Here is a 16,087-nt window from a genome sequence, read left to right on the forward strand (position 1 = left end):
CTTTTTCTTACTTTATGGCCGAGAGCAAAGACAAACCGGGGACGGGCCGCCATGCCAAGCGCATCTCCAGCATTCTTGTCACCCAGCCCAAGCCGACCACTGATGTCTCTCCCTACTTCGCAATTGCCGATAAATACGGCATTAAAGTAGATTTTCGCGAGTTCATCCAGGTCGAGCCGGTTTCCTACAAGGACTTCCGCAAGGAAAAGGTCAATATCGCAGAGCATACGGCTATCATCTTCACCAGCCGGAACGCCGTCGACCACTTCTTTCGCATCTGCCAAGAAGCCAAGCTGGAAATGCCGGCTGAGATGAAGTACTTCTGTATATCGGAGCAAACTGCCAACTACCTGCAGAAGTACATTGTACTGCGCAAGCGCAAGCTTTTCGTAGGCCAGCGTACGGCTTCTGATTTATTCGAAGTAATCAAGAAGCATAAGAATGAGAAGTTCCTGTACCCCTGCTCTGATATTCGGAAGGATGATATTCCGGTGTTCATGCGGGCCAACAATTTCAAGTTCACGGAGGCTGTCATTTACCGCACCGTAGCTAGCGACTTATCCGACCTGTCGGATGTTAAGTACGACTGCATCGCGTTTTTCAGTCCTTCCGGCATCACGTCGCTTTTTATCAACTTCCCCGACTTCGTGCAGGACGGTACCCGGATTGCCGCTTTTGGCCCAACTACGGCCAAAGCTGTACTCGACGCGGGTCTGGAACTGGATATCGAAGCACCCCAGCCGAATGCCCCGTCCATGACCGGGGCTATCGAGCAGTACATCCGCTACCACCACGGAGCCGATGTCGGAAAAGAGAAAAACAAGACCGGCAAACAGAGCGCCTAAAGATTCACAGGCGGCGAGGCAAAAAAGCTTCGCCGCCTGTTTTTTTATGCGGATTTGTTGCCGAGGGTTTTTTGCATACATTTGGAAACACTTACGCTGTTCCACCCAACTCGTAACGAACCCCAAATCAGACGCTTCCATGAAGGGAACTCTACTCTCCACCCTATTATTATCGGCAATTGCCGGTTCCGCCCTAGCTCAGCAGCAGCCCCAGTTCAGCCATTATGGCTTCAACGGCATGTATCTGAATCCTGCTTTCGCAGGCATCAAAGGTCAGGGCGAAATCACAACGCTGGTACGTGAACAGTACTACAACTACAACGCTACCTTCGATGGCGGCGGGGCCCCCAGAACCTTCATGCTGACAGGCTCCCTGCCGATTGCGGCAATCGGTGGTGGCGTCGGCCTCACCGTATACCGGGACCAGATTGCTCAGTCAAACATCACGAATGCCCAGCTTTCGTACTCCAAGCACTTCAAGGTAGGTGAAGGCCGCCTTGGGGTAGGAGTACAGGGTATCTACAACCACCTCAGCAAAGGCATGTACCGCCCCGTCGATCAGGGGGATGGCAGCGTGCCGCGGGAGGGTTCCGACATGAAGTTTGATGCCGGTGCCGGCGTATGGTACGAGTCGCCCACTTTCTACGCGGGCCTCAGTGCCAACAACCTGTTTCGTAACGAATACAAGTTTCGAAGCGAGGGCGCCGGTAACCCCGAGTCGGCGCAGGTGATTGGTGAAAACCACGCTTACCTGACCGCTGGATATAATATCGAAGCTTCGTCATCCGTTGTTGTCACGCCTACCGTATTGGTGAAAATGGTTATGCCCGGCAAGTTCGGAGATAACAATAAATTCACCTTTAAAAACAATTCGTATGAAGGTGGCGTACGGGCAACACTCAATGACAAGTTCTGGGGCGGTGTAGGATATCGATATGATGAGTCGTTTACTGGTCTACTCGGCATGAGCTTTGCTAAAGACAACGCTCTCCGGGTTGGATATGCATTCGATCTGATTGCATTCAACCAGGATGCTCGTGCATTCAGCTCGCACGAGATCATGCTCTCCTACCGCTTGCCCAAACCTGGGCTGGCTATCCGTCCGGCTGTCCGGACGCCGCGCTACAGCTTCTAAACGGTTGCCCGACTGCGGCGGATCACCTCAATACCCGGTTTTCTAGGTAGCTTCACTTAGAGCATTCACTTGAAGCAAATTCGTTTACTGCCCTAAACTGCACGGTTTGCCAGAGGCAAATTTTGTAAGTGAGTAGTAAGCAGTTTGCGTACAATCAAATGAATGCCTAAATTTGTAGGCTGTTAATAGTGTAATCATGGGGTATTGCCGCCTGAACAGTCTTTTCTTCTTTAACATGAACAAGTATCTCTTATTGCCTCTCTTCGCCTTCTCGGCGGTACTGTTAGGGGGGTGTGGTTTTGGCAAAGGACCCCAGGGTGACTTGGTCGGGGCGGAGGACCGCCCTGAGTTCAACCCCCAGGAGGTTCCCTATGGTATGGTGCCATGCCCCGGAGGAACGTTCCACATGGGACAGACCGACCAGGATATCTCGGCCTCAATGGTCAACATGAACAAGCAGGTTTCTATTGCCGGCTTCTACATGGACGAGACGGAAATCACCAACAACGAGTACCGCCAGTTTACCAACGCTCTGTTGCAGGACTCGGTTGAAGCGCCGGGCCCTGGGTACGCAGTTATCATGGATCAGTATTATCCGGATACGGCTGTGTGGAAGACGGACTTCACGTATCACATGGGTGATCCGCTGATGGAGTACTACTACAAACACCCCGCCTTCGACGACTACCCGGTAGTTGGCGTGACGTGGTGGGCTGCCAAGGAGTTCTGCAAGTGGCGCACTAACCACAAGAATGCTGCTAACGCCGAGGCTGGAATTGCTCCGACCCCTAACTTCCGCCTGCCTTCGGAGGCTGAGTGGGAATATGCCGCTCGTGGAGGCCGCGACCTTGCTACCTATCCCTGGGGCGGTCCTTACCTGCGTAACTCGAAAGGGTGCATGCTTGCCAACTTTAAGCCCGGCCGTGGCGACTACGCCAGTGATGGGTATGCTTACACTGCTCCGGTAGGCGCTTTCTTCCCGAACGACTTTGGTCTGTACGATATGTCGGGCAACGTTTCGGAATGGTGCGATGATGCCTATATGGAGGCATCGGTACCGGTGGTATGGGACCTGAACCCGACCAACCCCGACGAAACTGAGCCCCGCAAGGTGGTTCGGGGCGGTTCCTGGAAGGACATTGCCTTCTTCCTCGAAACCGGCACGCGTAACTTTGAACACCAAGATTCTGCCCGTTCCTATATCGGCTTCCGCACCTCAATGATTCAGATTGGTATGGGTACCAACAGCTCATTGAACTAATCCCCCTTCACCCAATCACGTCCAACCCTCTTCTTTCTCAACACTCAAGTAAAATGGCAGCAAAAGGCGGTAGTTTCCTGTACGATGTACTGATGCCCAAGATCTATGGTATCGGCGCAGCAGTAGTAATCATTGGGGCATTGTTTAAGATCGAGCACTTGCCCGGCGCAAGCTACATGCTCATTGTAGGCCTCGGAGTAGAAGCTCTTATCTTCTTCCTTAGCGCCTTCCAGCCCCAGCACAAAGAGCCCGACTGGGCTCTCGTTTACCCCCAGCTTTCCGAAGGATACGATCCTTCGACCGGCGACAACAGTCTGAACAACAACGGTGTGGGCCTGACCCGCAAGCTTGATGATATGCTGAAGGATGCAAACGTAACGCCGGAAGCCATTTCTTCGCTCGGCGAAGGTCTGAACCGGCTGAGCACGACCACCCAGCAGCTGTCGACCCTGGGTGACGCTACCAATGCCACGGAAGAGTACACCACGAAGGTGCGCACCGCTGCCCAGTCGCTCGAGCGCATCAATGACGCTTACTCTAACACGGTAGAAGCTATTTCGGCCATGTCGAATGCTACTTCGGATGCCCGTGAGTACCACCTGCAGGTGCAGAACGTGACCAAGAACCTCGGCGCGCTGAATGCAGTGTACGAAATGGAACTGCAGGATGCCAACACGCACCTGAAGTCGATGAATAAGTTCTACGGCACCCTGAGCCAGGCTATGGAAAACATGGCCAACGCCAGCAAGGACACCGAGCAGTTCAAGGATGAGGTGGGCAAGCTCACCATTAACCTGAACTCGCTGAACCGCGTGTACGGCAACATGCTGAACGCGATGCGCACCACTGCTTAATCGCAGCACTGTTCATCCAACTGTTCCCGTTCCATAAAAACTGATTAGGAAATAGACAATGGCAGGAGCAAATGAGACTCCAAGGCAGAAGATGATTGGCATGATGTACTTGGTACTGACTGCTCTTCTGGCCCTTCAAGTGAACTCAGCAATTCTTCAAAAATTCAAGTTTCTGGACGAGAGCCTTATGGGCGTCAACTCCAAAACTGACAAAGCCAATACGGATGCAGTAAAAGGCATTCAGGCTACGGTTGAGAAGAACCGGAATCAAGCCCGTGACTTGGCTATTCTGAAACAAAGCCAGGAGGTACGCCAGCGTACGTCTGAGATGGTAAGCTACCTCCAGGGTATCCGGGAGAAGCTGCTCCAGAAAACGGAGAATACCCAGGGAGCTCAGGGCATTTACGCCAACATGAGCGCTGAGGACAAGGTTGCTGAGCTGATGATCGGAGCTACCAAGAATGGGGTGGCTTACGATATGAAAAACAAGCTCAACGGTTACTCGGAGTACATCTCCAAGATTATCCCTGGCGTTAAGCCGTTGGCACTTGATGCCAAAGATGATCCGGGTGTGATCGACAAAGAGCAGAAAAACAAGAACTTCGCTGAACTCAGCTTCGAGAATACGCCAGTGGTTGCTGCCATGGCCGTCCTGTCGCAGAAAGAGGCCGAAGTTCTGAAGTACGAAGCTGATGCCCTCAGCAAGCTGGGTGCTTCGGTAGGTGCTCAAACCATCATCTTCGATAAGGTTGGGGCTTTCGCCAGTGCCGAGTCGAACACGGTGGCAGCCGGCACCAAGTACAAAGCAGAACTGTTCCTGACGGCTTCGGCCAGCAGCCTGCGTCCGACGATGACTTTGAACGGCAGCCCGCTGTCTGTTGACCCGGCAACGGGTAAAGGTAAAATCGAGTTTACGGCTCGCCCCGGCAACTTCGATGCTGCCGGCAACGCCAAGGCTACCTGGACCGGCACGATCCGCTTCAAGCAGAACGGCCGCGATACCACCTTTAAAGTAACGGTTCCCTACACGGTTACCAAGCCGGTAATGCAAGTGCAGTCCGCTTCGGTTAACGCACTTTACTTTAAGTGTGGCAACAAGCTGAGTGTACAGGTTCCTGCGCTGGGTGCCCAGTACCAGCCCAGCTTCTCGGCTTCCGGTGCATCAGCTATCAAAGGCTCCAAAGTTGGTGAGGTTACGCTGGTACCGAATTCAAAAGAAGTAACTCTGAACGTTAGTAGCGGTGGCAACGCCATTGGTTCGCAGGTGTTCCAGGTTCGTCTGATTCCCAAGCCCGAAATCAAGTGCATCGTGGGTGGCCGCGAAGCCAACGAGAAGCAGGGTACCCCCATTACTGCTGTTCGGAACATGAGCCTACGGGCTATTCCGGATGCCAGCTTTGCTGCCTTCCTGCCTGAGGACGCCCGTTACCGGGTAACCCGCTACGAGGTAACCCTCGTGCGTGGCAACCGTCCCGCTATTCCCACGATCACGTCGAATGACCCGGACCTGCGTCTTGACAACGTTGTAAACAGCGCCCGTTCCGGTGACCGTCTGTACATCGAAGTGAAAGAGGTTCGCCGCCTGAATTTCCAGGATCAGCAAGAAGAGGTAAAAGTGTCCAAGCAGTTCAATATTCCGCTGCTGTAAGCGTTAGCAGACTGAACTAACGCCCCTCAATTTTTGCTTACTACGATTATGAACAAGTTCTTTTCCTTTGCCGCTCTGGCGGCCAGCCTAACACTGTCGGTGACAGCGTCGGCCCAGGAGCAGGCTACTACGGCCAGCAGCACGGGTTCGTATCGCCCGATTCCCCCGTCCGACATTTTGTTCCGCAAAACCGTGTGGCGTCAGATCGACCTGCGCGAAAAGCAGAACAAGCCGATGTTCTCAGCCGGCAAGGAAATCAGCCGGGTGATATTTGAGGCCGTAAAGCGTGGGGAGCTGCAGGCATATAAAAACGACTCGCTGACGTCCACTCTGACCGCCCCTGAGGTAAGCGCCAACATGTCTTCTTCGGAAGCGGCTGCCGGCTTGACGGATGAGGAAAAAGCGCTGGGCTTCACGGCCGACGACGACGCTGCCTGGGATAAGCCCAAAAAAGGTCAGAAAGGCAAAAAGCCTGAGCCGAAAAAGCCCGCTGCTCCCGTTACGAACGAGTACCGGTACGTGGATCTGTACCAGATGGAAATGAAGGAGGATATGGTCTTCGACAAGAAACGGTCGCGGATGTATCACGACATCAAGAGCCTGGGATTCTTTGTTCCCGCTACCTTGGGTGACAACACTTCCGGTATCGAAAAGCCGATTGCCTACTTTAAGTACAGCGACCTGGTGCGCGTGTTCCGGGCTAACCCGGACCGGGCTGTGTGGTTTAACCCCCAGAACGATGCCCAGCACAAGAACCTTGCTGATGCTTTCGAGCTGTGGCTGTTCAACTCGTACATCGTGAAGATTTCCAACCCGAACGATGACCGTCTGGATGTAGTATACGGCAGCCGTCAGCAGGGTATTCTGGCTGCTCAGCAGGCTGCCTCGGACCTCATCGAGTACGAGTACAACCTCTGGAGCTTCTAGTACTTACCAGCTTACTTTCTACAACAAAAAACCCCTACCAGAGCGGTAGGGGTTTTTTGTTGGCGGCGACTACTAGACATCAGCTGAAGCGGCACCTGACTGGGCAAAGTGATTGAGCAGCACCCGGGCCTTGGCCTGCCCGACTTCGGCGACGAGTTCTGCTTCGCTCAGTTCCCGGATTTTCTTAACTGACTTGAATTTGCTTAGCAGCTTATCAGCAGTGACCGGACCCAGACCTTTCACATCCGTCAGCTCAGTCTTGAGCGTAGCGGCATCGCGGCGACTCCGGTGGAAGGTGATGCCGAAGCGGTGTACTTCGTCGCGCATGCGCTGAAAAAGGCGTAGCGACTCGCTTTTCTTGTCGATATAAAGGGGCAGCGGGTCATTGGGGACGTAGATTTCTTCCAGCCGCTTGGCAATGCCGATGACGGCCATCTGCCCCCAAAGGTTGAGGTCCTTGATGGCTTTCACAGCCATGCTCAGCTGCCCTTTGCCGCCATCGACAATAACCAGCTGGGGCAGGGATGCCCCTTCATCAACCAGGCGGCGGTAGCGGCGGGTAACCACCTCGTACATCGAGTCGAAGTCGTTGGGGCCCACGACGGTCTTGATGTGGTAGTGCCGGTAGTCTTTCTTGCTGGGCTTAGCGTTGCGGAAACACACCATGGCGGCCACCGGGTTGTCGCCCTGGAAGTTGGAGTTGTCGAAGCATTCGATATGCTTAGGCAGCTCCGTAAGGCGCAAATCCCGCTTGATGCCTTCCATGATCCGGACTTCGTTGACGTCCTTGGACCGGTCGTTCATGCTTTCCTTTTCCTTGCGCAGGTACAGCACGTTTTTCAACGACAGCTCCAGCAGCTTCCGCTTATCCCCAATCTGGGGCACCGTCAGGCTGACGCCGGGCAGGGGCAGCTCCGGCAGGGCAATGTTGGTCAGCACCTCTTTGGACTCACTTTCAAACTCCTCCCGCATCTGCATGACCAGAGGTGCCAAAATCTCTGCATCGGGCTCGTCCAGCTTCTTCTGTACTTCGACCGATTGCGTCAGGATAATCGAGCCGTTCATCACCTTGAGGTAGTTGATGAAGCTGTTCTTTTCGTTGGACGCAATGGAAAAGACGTCGATGTTGGACAGTGAAGCGTTGACAACCGTAGACTTGGCCTGGAAGTCGTCGAGGCGGTCGAGCTTTTGCTTGATGCTGTGCGCCAACTCGTACTGCTGGTCCTGCGCCGCCGCCATCATCCGTTCCCGGAAGTAAGCTTTGGCGACCGTCAGGTTCCCGTTCAGAATGTTCCGGATCTGGACAATGTGCTGGTTATAGGTAGTTTCGTCAATGAGCCCTTCGCACGGGCCTTTGCAGTTGCCAAGGTGGTACTCCAGGCAGACTTTGAACTTGCCGGCCTCCACGTTTTCGGGCGCTAGGTTGTAGGTGCAGGTCCGCAGCGGGTACAGGGCCCGAATCAGTTCCAGCACAATGTTCATGGCCGTGACGTTGGCGTAGGGGCCGTAGTAACGGGAGCCGTCGTTCAGCTTGTTGCGGGTGGGCAGCAGGCGCGGAAAACGCTCATTGGTCAGGCAGAGGTAAGGGTAGGTCTTGCCGTCCTTCAGCAGGATGTTGTACTTGGGCTGGTTCTGCTTGATCAGGTTGTTCTCGAGCAGAAAGGCATCCGACTCCGAGTCCACGATGGTGAACTCGATGCGCTGAATGTTCTTGACCAGCTGCTGGGTTTTCTTGTTGTGGTCCTGCTTGGTGAAGTAGCTGCTGACCCGCTTACGGATGTCAATGGCCTTACCCACGTAGATGATGCCCTCATCGTCGAAGAACTTGTAGATGCCGGGCCGGTGGGGGAGGTGACGGATTTGCTCTTGCAGATGGGCTTTGGCAGCCATAGGCGGGAAAGTAGGGAAGCCGAAAGATGTAGGTGTTTAACTGGCAAAACAACCGCGGGGTTGGCTTAATTCAGCCGGAGGCCAGGTTAACGAAAAAGGGCAGCCAACTTCTGGCTGCCCTGCGTGCGCGGAGTTCAAGGGGTTAAATGTCCTGGTCCTGGATGTCTTTCAGGTCGGTCTGGTTGAGCTTCTGCTCATACGGAATCGTGTCGCGCTGCCCGCCGTAGTAGCGGCTGCAGTCAATTTCGATGGACAGGGGCTGCGCCGGCTTGGGAAAGGGGCCAGTGCTGATGCCAATGCTCTTGTCGGCGTACACCTTGCGCATAAACAGGCCATAGATAGGCAGCGCCAGGCGGGAACCCTGCCCGTAGGAGCCGTTGCGGAAGTGGATGCTGCGGTCTTCTCCGCCTACCCAGGTACCGCATACCAGGTCGGGCGTGATGCCCATAAACCAGCCGTCGGAATAGTTGCTGGTCGTGCCGGTCTTGCCGCCCATCTCATAGGGAAACTTAAAGCCGTTTTTCAGGATGATGGACGTGCCGCCGGGCTCGGTGGTCGAGGCCTGCAGCATATACGTCATCAGGTAGGCTGTTTCCTCATTGAGGGCGTCCCGGGTCTGGGGCACAAACTCCCGCAGCACGTTGCCATTCTTGTCCTCAATGCGCGTTACCATCATCGGCGCCGTCCATACGCCGTGGTTGACGAAGGTGCTGTACGCCCCGCACAGCTCGTAGATGCTGACGTCGCTCGAGCCGAAGCCCACGGAAGGAACCGCCTCAATCTCGGAGGTAATACCCAGCAGCTTGGCGTACTTGACTACAGTGTCCGGCCCGATTTTCTTCACCAGGAAAGCCGTAATCGAGTTCATGGACCGGGCCAGGGCCTGGCGAATGGTGAACGTACGGCCCGAGAAGCCGCCCTCGAAGTTTTTGGGCGTATAAGCGGCCCGTCCGGCTACCGGCGGGAACGTCACGGCCAGATCCTGCACCTGGTAGCAGGGCGAGTAGCCCTGGTCGATGGCAGCCGTGTACACAATGGGCTTGAAGGCCGAGCCCGGCTGGCGGCGACCCTGCTTGACGTGATCGTACTTGAAGTACTTGAAGTTGGTGCCGCCGACCCAGGCTTTGATCTGCCCGTTCAGCGGGTTCATGGCCATAAAGCCGGCGTGCAGGTAGCGCTTGTAGTACGCCAGCGAATCCAGCGGCGACATCAGCACTTCCTTTTCCCCCTGCCACGAGAAGACCGTCATCTTGTACTTCTTGCGCAGGTAGTAGTTGATGGAGTCCTTATTGCCCTCGTACCGGTTCGAAAGGGACTTATAGCGTTCCGTGCGCCGGATGGCGAAGTTCAGGAAGTTGGGAATCACCTTGCCGTTTTCGTCGCGCCAGGGCAGCTGACCTTTCCAGTGGGCCTCAAACCAGCGCTGCTGCAGCTTCATGTGCTCGGCAATGGCTGCTTCGGCATACTTCTGCATCCGCGAGTCGATGGTCGTATAGATCTTCAGGCCGTCGGCGAAAAGGTCGTGGTCGGTTTCGCGGCTCCACTGCACCAGCGCTTTGCTGAGCTCGGTACGGAAGTAGGGCGCAATGCCCTTGTTCACGTTCTCGACGCTGTAGTGGAGCACAATCGGCTTGGCCGCCGTCTTCTCGAAGGTGGCCTGGTCGATGTAGTTGTTTTTGTGCATCTGGCCCAGCACCCAGTTGCGGCGGCGCTTCGAGCGTTCGGGGTTGCGGACGGGGTTAAACCACGAAGGCCCGTTTACCAGCCCGGCCAGCAGGGCCGACTCTTCCAGGGTCAGGTTTTTGGGCTGCTTGTTAAAGAAGGTTTTGGCCGCTACGTTGATGCCAAACGCGTTGGAACCGAACTCCGTCGTGTTCAGGTACATGCGCAGAATCTCGCGTTTGGTATAGTTGCGCTCCAGGCGCACCGCCATGATCCACTCCTTGGTTTTGATGATAATCATCCGCAGGCCCGGCACGTTGCTCAGGCGGCCGTCGTTGAGGTCGTCGCGGGTGCGGAACAAAAGCTTGGCCAGCTGCTGGGTAAGGGTAGAGCCCCCGCCGCCCTTGCTGCCGGTCAGAATGCCGCTTACTACCCGGCCCATGGCCTTAAGGTCGACGCCCGAATGGTCTTCGAAGCGGACGTCCTCGGTGGCAATGAGGGCGTCAATCAGGTTCTGAGGCAGGTCCTTGTAATCGACCGGGGTGCGGTTCTCGCGGAAGTACTTGCCCATGAGCACCCCGTCGGCCGAATAGACTTCCGATGCCAGCTCGCTTCGCGGGTTTTCCAGGGTTTTCAGGTTGGGCATCCGCCCGAACAGGTTCAGAAAGTTGATGCTGACGGCCAGGATGTAGACGACAAACAACACCACGCCGCCCCCGAACATCAGCCACAGGGTGCGGGTAATACCTTCGAAACGACCGGCGCGCTGGGGCTTGCGGGAAGAAGAGCGGTTCTTGGTGGCAGGGTTAGCCATTGGTTTCGGTGAACGGGAATCAGAATGGAAGGCCTGATCAGTGGTGCGTACGCGCCAGAGCAGGGCCGCGGCAGCATTCCAGAGTTACTTCGGGTAGGTTTGCTGGTAAAAGCGCTTGTACTCCTCGATATCCTGGCTTTGCAGCAGCAGCGGCAGGTTATCCATACCAATAAGCAGGGTTTGGTAACCCACGCCTCGGAGGCGACTCATGGGCGACTGCGCCGTGCGGAGCTTAAGGGCGTAGGTCTGGGCCGCCTTCACGCCCGGCAGCGCCTGCACCACCACCAGCACCAGGGAGTCGCGCATCGGGGTCGCCTGCACCTGCAGCTTGGCATCCCGAAACAGGCGGGCGTGGTAACCGTTCAGCTGGGCGGGCAGCCCGCCTACCACCGGCGAGGCGGCCGGAAACACCAGCACCACCGCGTGGGGAGAGTTGGAGTTGGCTGTATAGGCAGTGGCTGGCTTCGCTGGCGCCGGCACAGGGCCTGATGAGCCTCCGGCCGGAGCCGGTACAGCGGCGGGCTCCACCGTCTTGCTTGCAGGCGCCTCTTTTGCCGGGGCCGACTTGGGAGCCGGGGTCTTGGGGCTGGACTCAGCGGAAGGCGTGGCGGGCTGCTTGTCGGGAACCGCTGCTTTGGGCTCGGGCTGTTTGGGCTGGGCTGGGGACAGGGCTACGGCCGGGGACTCGTTCTCGCTGTACAGAATGCGGATGCGGTTGTCGACTTCCCCGGGACGGAACATCGACACCACCGGTTTCTCGGTCGAAGCCAACGCCCCGGCAATCTGCCCGGCATCGTACTTCCGGAAAGCCTCCATGAAAAGCGACGCATTGCTGTTCAGCGGGCTGTCGGGAAAGTCTTTTTTAAACTGCAGCACCACTTCTTTTGCCTTGACCGGCGGCAGGGTTCGGATAGCCACCAGCGTTTTCAGGAAGCCGACGCGGTCCGCCATGTCATTCTCGGGGTAGGCCTTGCTGACCCGGGCCAGGACGGCCGTAGCTTTCTTAAACTCCTGCTTCTTGTAGAAAGTAAAGGCCGAGTCAAGCCGCAGCGTAACCTGCTCGTTTACCAGCGAGGCGCGCCGCAGGTATTCCGGATCGGCCACCAGCTTGGCGTACGACGACTTGGGGAACTCCGTGCGCAGCTTCTGGGCGTAGGTTTCGGCCTTGCCGTCGCCCTTTTCTTTGTAAAGCAGGTAGAGGCTATAGTACGTTTCGGCTACATGGGTGCCGGCCGGAAAGCGGGTTAGTAGCTTCTCGTACGTTTCAATGGCCCGGTCCTGCTCCCGCAGCTGCTGGTTATAGATGGCGCCCAGGGCAAACAGGGCTTCCTCCACCTGCTGCTGCGAGGTTTTCAGCTGGGACTCCGTCAGTGGCAGGCTCAGGCGGTATTTGCCCACCAGGGCCTGGGTCTGAACAGCCGGGTCCGCGGCGGCCGGGTCGTCTTTCGGCGGATTCACGCTGGTACCGCTGGTTCCGGCTACCGACAGGGGCACGTTGCCGCCCTGGCTGGTAACGGGTGACGAACTGGACTGGCTCGTAACGCGCCAGTTGTCCTGCAGAGGCCGGTCGCCCCAGCGGCGAATAAAGTCGGCGCGGGCCGTGCCCAGGGAATTAGGGTTGTCGAAGTACCACTGCGCGCCGGTCGAGCTGTTGGCAAACGCCAGCGGGTCCATGTCCGCGGCATTGCCGGTGGTGGTAGGGCTGCCGTTAATGGCGGCCTGTTGCCGCCGGGCGTCCTGCTCGCGCAGGGCCAGCTGCTTTTCCTCCTGTTTGCGCCGGGCTTCCAGCTCTGCCGTGGCGTAGGCGGTCAGGCGGGCTTCCAGGGTAGGGGCGTCGAGGCGGGCCAGGGCCTGGAGGCTGTCCTGGGTTTCGACGATGGTAAGCTGGGTAGTAAAGTCCTTCAGAATGCCGGCCCGCTCCGCGGTGGCGGCGTACTCCGGGGCTTCCTTGGGCATGTTCTGCACCGTGCTGTCGTAATAAGCCGCGGCCAGCCGGTACTTCTGCAGGTTCTCGTAGTAGATGCGGCCCGCCAGCAGATAGGTGTAGGACTTCTGCGCCTTGTTGGTCGTCGTGGCCCGGGCCGACTTCCGCAGCAGGGCCAATGCCTGATCATAGCGCTGCTGCCGGTAGTCGATGCGCGCCATCTCATAATAGATCTTGTCGGTGTACTCCTTGTTTTTCTCATCCTTGATGAGCTTGGCGAAGTACTTGTCGAGGCGGGCCCGGTCGGTGGCATCAAGGTTGGACACCTGGCCCAGCATCAGCTTCGAGAAGAAGTCGAGCTCGTAGGGCGGGTTACGCTTCAGAATCCGGTTGAGCTGGGCGTAGGCTTCCTTGTCCTGGCCCTGGGCCTGGTAGAGCTGGGCCAGAATGTAGCGGGTGCGCGACTGCTCGTTCTTGGGGGTGATGTAGGGAATAGCCCGGTTTAGGTTCTCGATGGCGAGCTTCTGGTCGCCGGTAGCCAGGTAATACTCCGCCCGGGTCAGGAACAGCTCCCGGGCATTGGCCTCGGTGCCTTGCTCCTTATCGAGCAGGGCAGACACTGCCGCGGCGTTGTCGTACTCCTTCGTGGTCACGAAGGTGCGCATCAGCCAGATCAGGGCTGCGTGCCGGGTGTTGGCGTCCTTGCTGGTAGTGTTGGCGTACTTAAAGGTCTTGGCCGCGTCCTCGTATTCCCGCTTGTAATAGCGGGCCTTGCCGATCAGCAGGTAGCTGTCGTCGGTCCAGTCGGAGCCGGGGCGGTGCTGAATCGGAATGGAAGCCTTCTTGATGATGTCCTCTAGGTCGGCCGCAATCCGGGTGGCCGTCGCATCGTCCAGGACGGGCGACAGCGCCAGAATGCGGTTGTAGTCGTTGGGCCGCTCCTTATATAAGGCGGCTTCGGTGGCGCGCAGCTTCTCCCGGGCCAGAAAGTAGCCATTGTCGCGGGCCGCTACGTTGTTATAGGTACGACCCAGCAGGGACTGACGCTCGGAGGAGCAGGCTTCCAGGCCCAGGGCCACGAGCAGCACGGCCAGGGCCGAAAGCAGACGAAGAGAGGAATGCTTGGTCAAAATAAGTAAGTCAGGGCAGGAGGGTTTTCAGCAAAACGCCGCCCCCGGGTCAATTCGTTCGACGGGGCAGCCAGCCTTGCGTACAACGCAGCACTTCGGGTAAAATTACGCTTTTTCCCTGCTCCGCCCGGCACCGGGAAGCCCGGGGCCGATGGGCCGACCCGAAAATCAATACTTTCGCACCCCAATCCGCCGCGCTATGCCCACCGATGCTGCTCCCCGCCCCGACAAGCCTACCGACTCCGGTGCCGACCGGCTGCGTAACTTTGCCAAGTATTCGGGGCTGGGCTTTCAGATGCTGGCTACCATCGGGCTCTGCGCCTGGGGCGGGCTGAAGCTCGACGCCCACTTCCAGAACAAGAACCCCTGGTACACCATCGGGCTGATGGTGCTCGGGCTGGTAGCGGCTACCTATCAGGTTATCCGGACCCTCACCCGCAACGAGTAGGCTGCGCTTTTCTTTCTCCTGTTTCCTTCCTTGTGACGCGCTTTCTTCGCAATCTGGCTTTCTTCTGTGTCGTGCTGTGGGCCATCATGTACGGCCTGCACCTGCAGTTCGGCGCAGCCGTCATTCACCGGCTCGCCTACTTTATCCTCGGCTTCTTCGCCCTGCTCACGGCCTTCACCTACTGGCTGACCGCCCGACTAGTAAAAGCCGACGCCGACAACTTCATGGCGGCGTACTTCGGGTCGATGGTGGCGCGCCTGTTAATCTCGGTTGGTTTGATCCTGGTGTACTTCTACCGGGGGGGCGCCAAAGAAGGGCCGGGCACCTGGGCGTTCCTGGGTAGCTTCTTTCTGCTGTATTTTCTTTTCGCCGGGTTTGAAGTCTGGAGCATCCTGACTAACTTGCGCCCGTTTTCAAAACCGGCTTAATCCAATTTTCATCTTGGGTCCGGTAGCCACCTAAATTACTCTGAATGAAGCGTTTACTGATAGCTCTCTTTTGCATTCTTTCGCTTCCCGTTTTTGCAAACGAACCAGCTTCGACGCAGGCGGAGGCTACCGACAAGGAGGCTTTCAGCCCGGGGGAGATGATTCTGCACCACATCAGCGATTCGCACGAGTGGCATTTCGCGACGCTGGGCGACGAAGAGCACGGCACCCACCTAACGCTTCCGCTTCCCGTTATTGCGTATCAACCCACGAAAGGGCTGAGTGTTTTCTCGTCCTCCCGCCTGGCCCACGGTCAGTCGTACAACGGTCTGAAGCTGGAGCACGAGCACCTGGTAGCCGAGGATGGCGGCCACGTCTATGACTTCTCGATTACCAAAAACGTCGCGTCCCTGCTGCTGAGCGCCCTGCTGCTGCTGCTGGTCTTCACGGCGGTGGCCCGGGGCTACGGCAAGAACCGCAACGGCGCCCCCCGCGGCATTCAGTCGTTTTTCGAGCCGATTATCGTTTTCGTTCGCGACGAGGTAGCCAAAAAGTCGATTGGCCCGAAGTATGAGCGGTACATGCCCTATCTGCTCACCATCTTCTTCTTTATCTGGTTCAACAACCTGCTCGGCCTGATGCCCGGCGGCGCGAACCTGACCGGTAACATTGCCGTTACCCTCACCCTGGCCGTGCTGACCCTCATCATTACGCTGGCCAGCTCCAACAAGTACTACTGGAGCCACATCTTCGCCACGCCTGGCGTACCCAAGGCCCTGCTGCCCATCATGATTCCGGTGGAGCTGATCGGCGTGGTGGTAAAGCCGTTCTCCCTGATGGTGCGTCTGTTCGCCAACATCACGGCCGGCCACATTGTAATCCTGAGCTTCATCAGCCTGATCTTCATCTTCCGCAGCGCCGCCGTTAGCCCGGTTTCAATTGCCTTCGGCTTGTTTATCAACGTGCTGGAGCTGCTGGTTGCCATTCTGCAGGCCTATATCTTCACCCTGCTCACCGCCATGTACATCGGCGGCGCAGTGGAGGAGCATCACGATGCCGACCACCAGATTGGGGGCGACAACGCTGCGGCCCCGGCCCACGGCCACGCCCACTAAGCTTTT

Annotated in this window: 12 protein-coding genes; 9 read left to right on the forward strand and 3 right to left on the reverse strand. The window is 57.2% G+C overall.

Going from position 1 to position 16,087, the window contains the following annotated elements:
- Positions 1-14: 14 nt before the first annotated feature.
- The 6 genes from LJY25_RS06205 (at position 15) to porN (ending at position 6,670) form a co-directional block, all read left to right on the forward strand.
- A complete protein-coding gene (locus LJY25_RS06205; protein ID WP_227607376.1) occupies positions 15-845 on the forward strand; it encodes a uroporphyrinogen-III synthase in 831 nt (276 codons plus the stop codon).
- 139 nt (positions 846-984) lie between these two features.
- The gene (locus LJY25_RS06210) at positions 985-1,980 is read left to right on the forward strand and encodes a PorP/SprF family type IX secretion system membrane protein (RefSeq protein ID WP_227607378.1); all 996 of its coding nucleotides are present in this window, start codon (positions 985-987) and stop codon (positions 1,978-1,980) included.
- A gap of 235 nt (positions 1,981-2,215) precedes the next feature.
- Positions 2,216-3,241, forward strand: a complete 1,026-nt coding sequence (gene porK, locus LJY25_RS06215; protein ID WP_227607380.1) for a T9SS ring complex lipoprotein PorK/GldK — start codon at positions 2,216-2,218, stop codon at positions 3,239-3,241.
- Positions 3,242-3,333: 92 nt separating this feature from the next.
- Entirely contained in the window at positions 3,334-4,095 is a 762-nt protein-coding gene (gene porL, locus LJY25_RS06220; RefSeq protein ID WP_262908647.1) for a type IX secretion system motor protein PorL/GldL, read from the forward strand.
- 103 nt (positions 4,096-4,198) lie between these two features.
- Positions 4,199-5,743 (forward strand): type IX secretion system motor protein PorM/GldM, encoded by a 1,545-nt coding sequence (gene porM / locus LJY25_RS06225; RefSeq protein WP_449555738.1) that lies wholly within the window; start codon positions 4,199-4,201, stop codon positions 5,741-5,743.
- Between the two features lie 48 nt (positions 5,744-5,791).
- Positions 5,792-6,670: a type IX secretion system ring subunit PorN/GldN gene (porN, locus tag LJY25_RS06230; protein ID WP_227607385.1), complete on the forward strand. Its 879-nt coding sequence runs from the start codon at positions 5,792-5,794 to the stop codon at positions 6,668-6,670.
- A gap of 72 nt (positions 6,671-6,742) precedes the next feature.
- On the opposite strand, the gene uvrC is transcribed toward porN, so the two are convergent.
- From uvrC to porW, 3 genes are all read right to left on the reverse strand, one after another.
- Positions 6,743-8,560 carry an excinuclease ABC subunit UvrC gene (uvrC, locus tag LJY25_RS06235; protein WP_227607387.1) on the reverse strand — a complete coding sequence of 606 codons (1,818 nt, stop codon included), beginning with the start codon at positions 8,558-8,560 and terminating at the stop codon, positions 6,743-6,745.
- A gap of 142 nt (positions 8,561-8,702) precedes the next feature.
- A complete protein-coding gene (locus tag LJY25_RS06240) occupies positions 8,703-11,036 on the reverse strand; it encodes a penicillin-binding protein 1A (protein WP_317206581.1) in 2,334 nt (777 codons plus the stop codon).
- An 84-nt stretch (positions 11,037-11,120) separates the two neighbouring features.
- Positions 11,121-14,090, reverse strand: coding sequence for a type IX secretion system periplasmic lipoprotein PorW/SprE (gene porW, locus LJY25_RS06245; RefSeq protein ID WP_227607388.1), 2,970 nt, complete (start codon positions 14,088-14,090; stop codon positions 11,121-11,123).
- Between the two features lie 199 nt (positions 14,091-14,289).
- On the opposite strand from porW, the gene LJY25_RS06250 reads away from it, so the two are divergent.
- From LJY25_RS06250 to atpB, 3 genes are read left to right on the forward strand one after another with little or no spacing between them, the layout of a single operon-like run.
- Positions 14,290-14,538 carry an AtpZ/AtpI family protein gene (locus LJY25_RS06250; RefSeq protein ID WP_227607389.1) on the forward strand — a complete coding sequence of 83 codons (249 nt, stop codon included), beginning with the start codon at positions 14,290-14,292 and terminating at the stop codon, positions 14,536-14,538.
- A 32-nt stretch (positions 14,539-14,570) separates the two neighbouring features.
- Positions 14,571-14,966: a hypothetical protein gene (locus tag LJY25_RS06255; protein WP_227607390.1), complete on the forward strand. Its 396-nt coding sequence runs from the start codon at positions 14,571-14,573 to the stop codon at positions 14,964-14,966.
- 44 nt (positions 14,967-15,010) lie between these two features.
- Complete coding sequence (gene atpB / locus LJY25_RS06260; RefSeq protein ID WP_227607391.1) at positions 15,011-16,081, forward strand: F0F1 ATP synthase subunit A; 1,071 nt, start codon at positions 15,011-15,013, stop codon at positions 16,079-16,081.
- The last annotated feature ends 6 nt before the right edge of the window (positions 16,082-16,087 follow it).

Source organism: Hymenobacter translucens (genome assembly GCF_020685205.1).
Lineage (GTDB): Bacteria > Bacteroidota > Bacteroidia > Cytophagales > Hymenobacteraceae > Hymenobacter > Hymenobacter translucens.

Coding starts and splice junctions, on each gene's coding strand:
- porN (WP_227607385.1), top strand. CDS start 5,792: ATGAACAAGTTCTTTTCCTTTGCCGCTCTGGCGGCCAGCCTAACACTG.
- porM (WP_449555738.1), top strand. CDS start 4,199: ATGTACTTGGTACTGACTGCTCTTCTGGCCCTTCAAGTGAACTCAGCA.
- LJY25_RS06240 (WP_317206581.1), bottom strand. CDS start 11,036: ATGGCTAACCCTGCCACCAAGAACCGCTCTTCTTCCCGCAAGCCCCAG.
- LJY25_RS06250 (WP_227607389.1), top strand. CDS start 14,290: ATGCCCACCGATGCTGCTCCCCGCCCCGACAAGCCTACCGACTCCGGT.
- LJY25_RS06205 (WP_227607376.1), top strand. CDS start 15: ATGGCCGAGAGCAAAGACAAACCGGGGACGGGCCGCCATGCCAAGCGC.
- porL (WP_262908647.1), top strand. CDS start 3,334: ATGCCCAAGATCTATGGTATCGGCGCAGCAGTAGTAATCATTGGGGCA.
- atpB (WP_227607391.1), top strand. CDS start 15,011: ATGAAGCGTTTACTGATAGCTCTCTTTTGCATTCTTTCGCTTCCCGTT.
- LJY25_RS06210 (WP_227607378.1), top strand. CDS start 985: ATGAAGGGAACTCTACTCTCCACCCTATTATTATCGGCAATTGCCGGT.
- porK (WP_227607380.1), top strand. CDS start 2,216: ATGAACAAGTATCTCTTATTGCCTCTCTTCGCCTTCTCGGCGGTACTG.
- uvrC (WP_227607387.1), bottom strand. CDS start 8,560: ATGGCTGCCAAAGCCCATCTGCAAGAGCAAATCCGTCACCTCCCCCAC.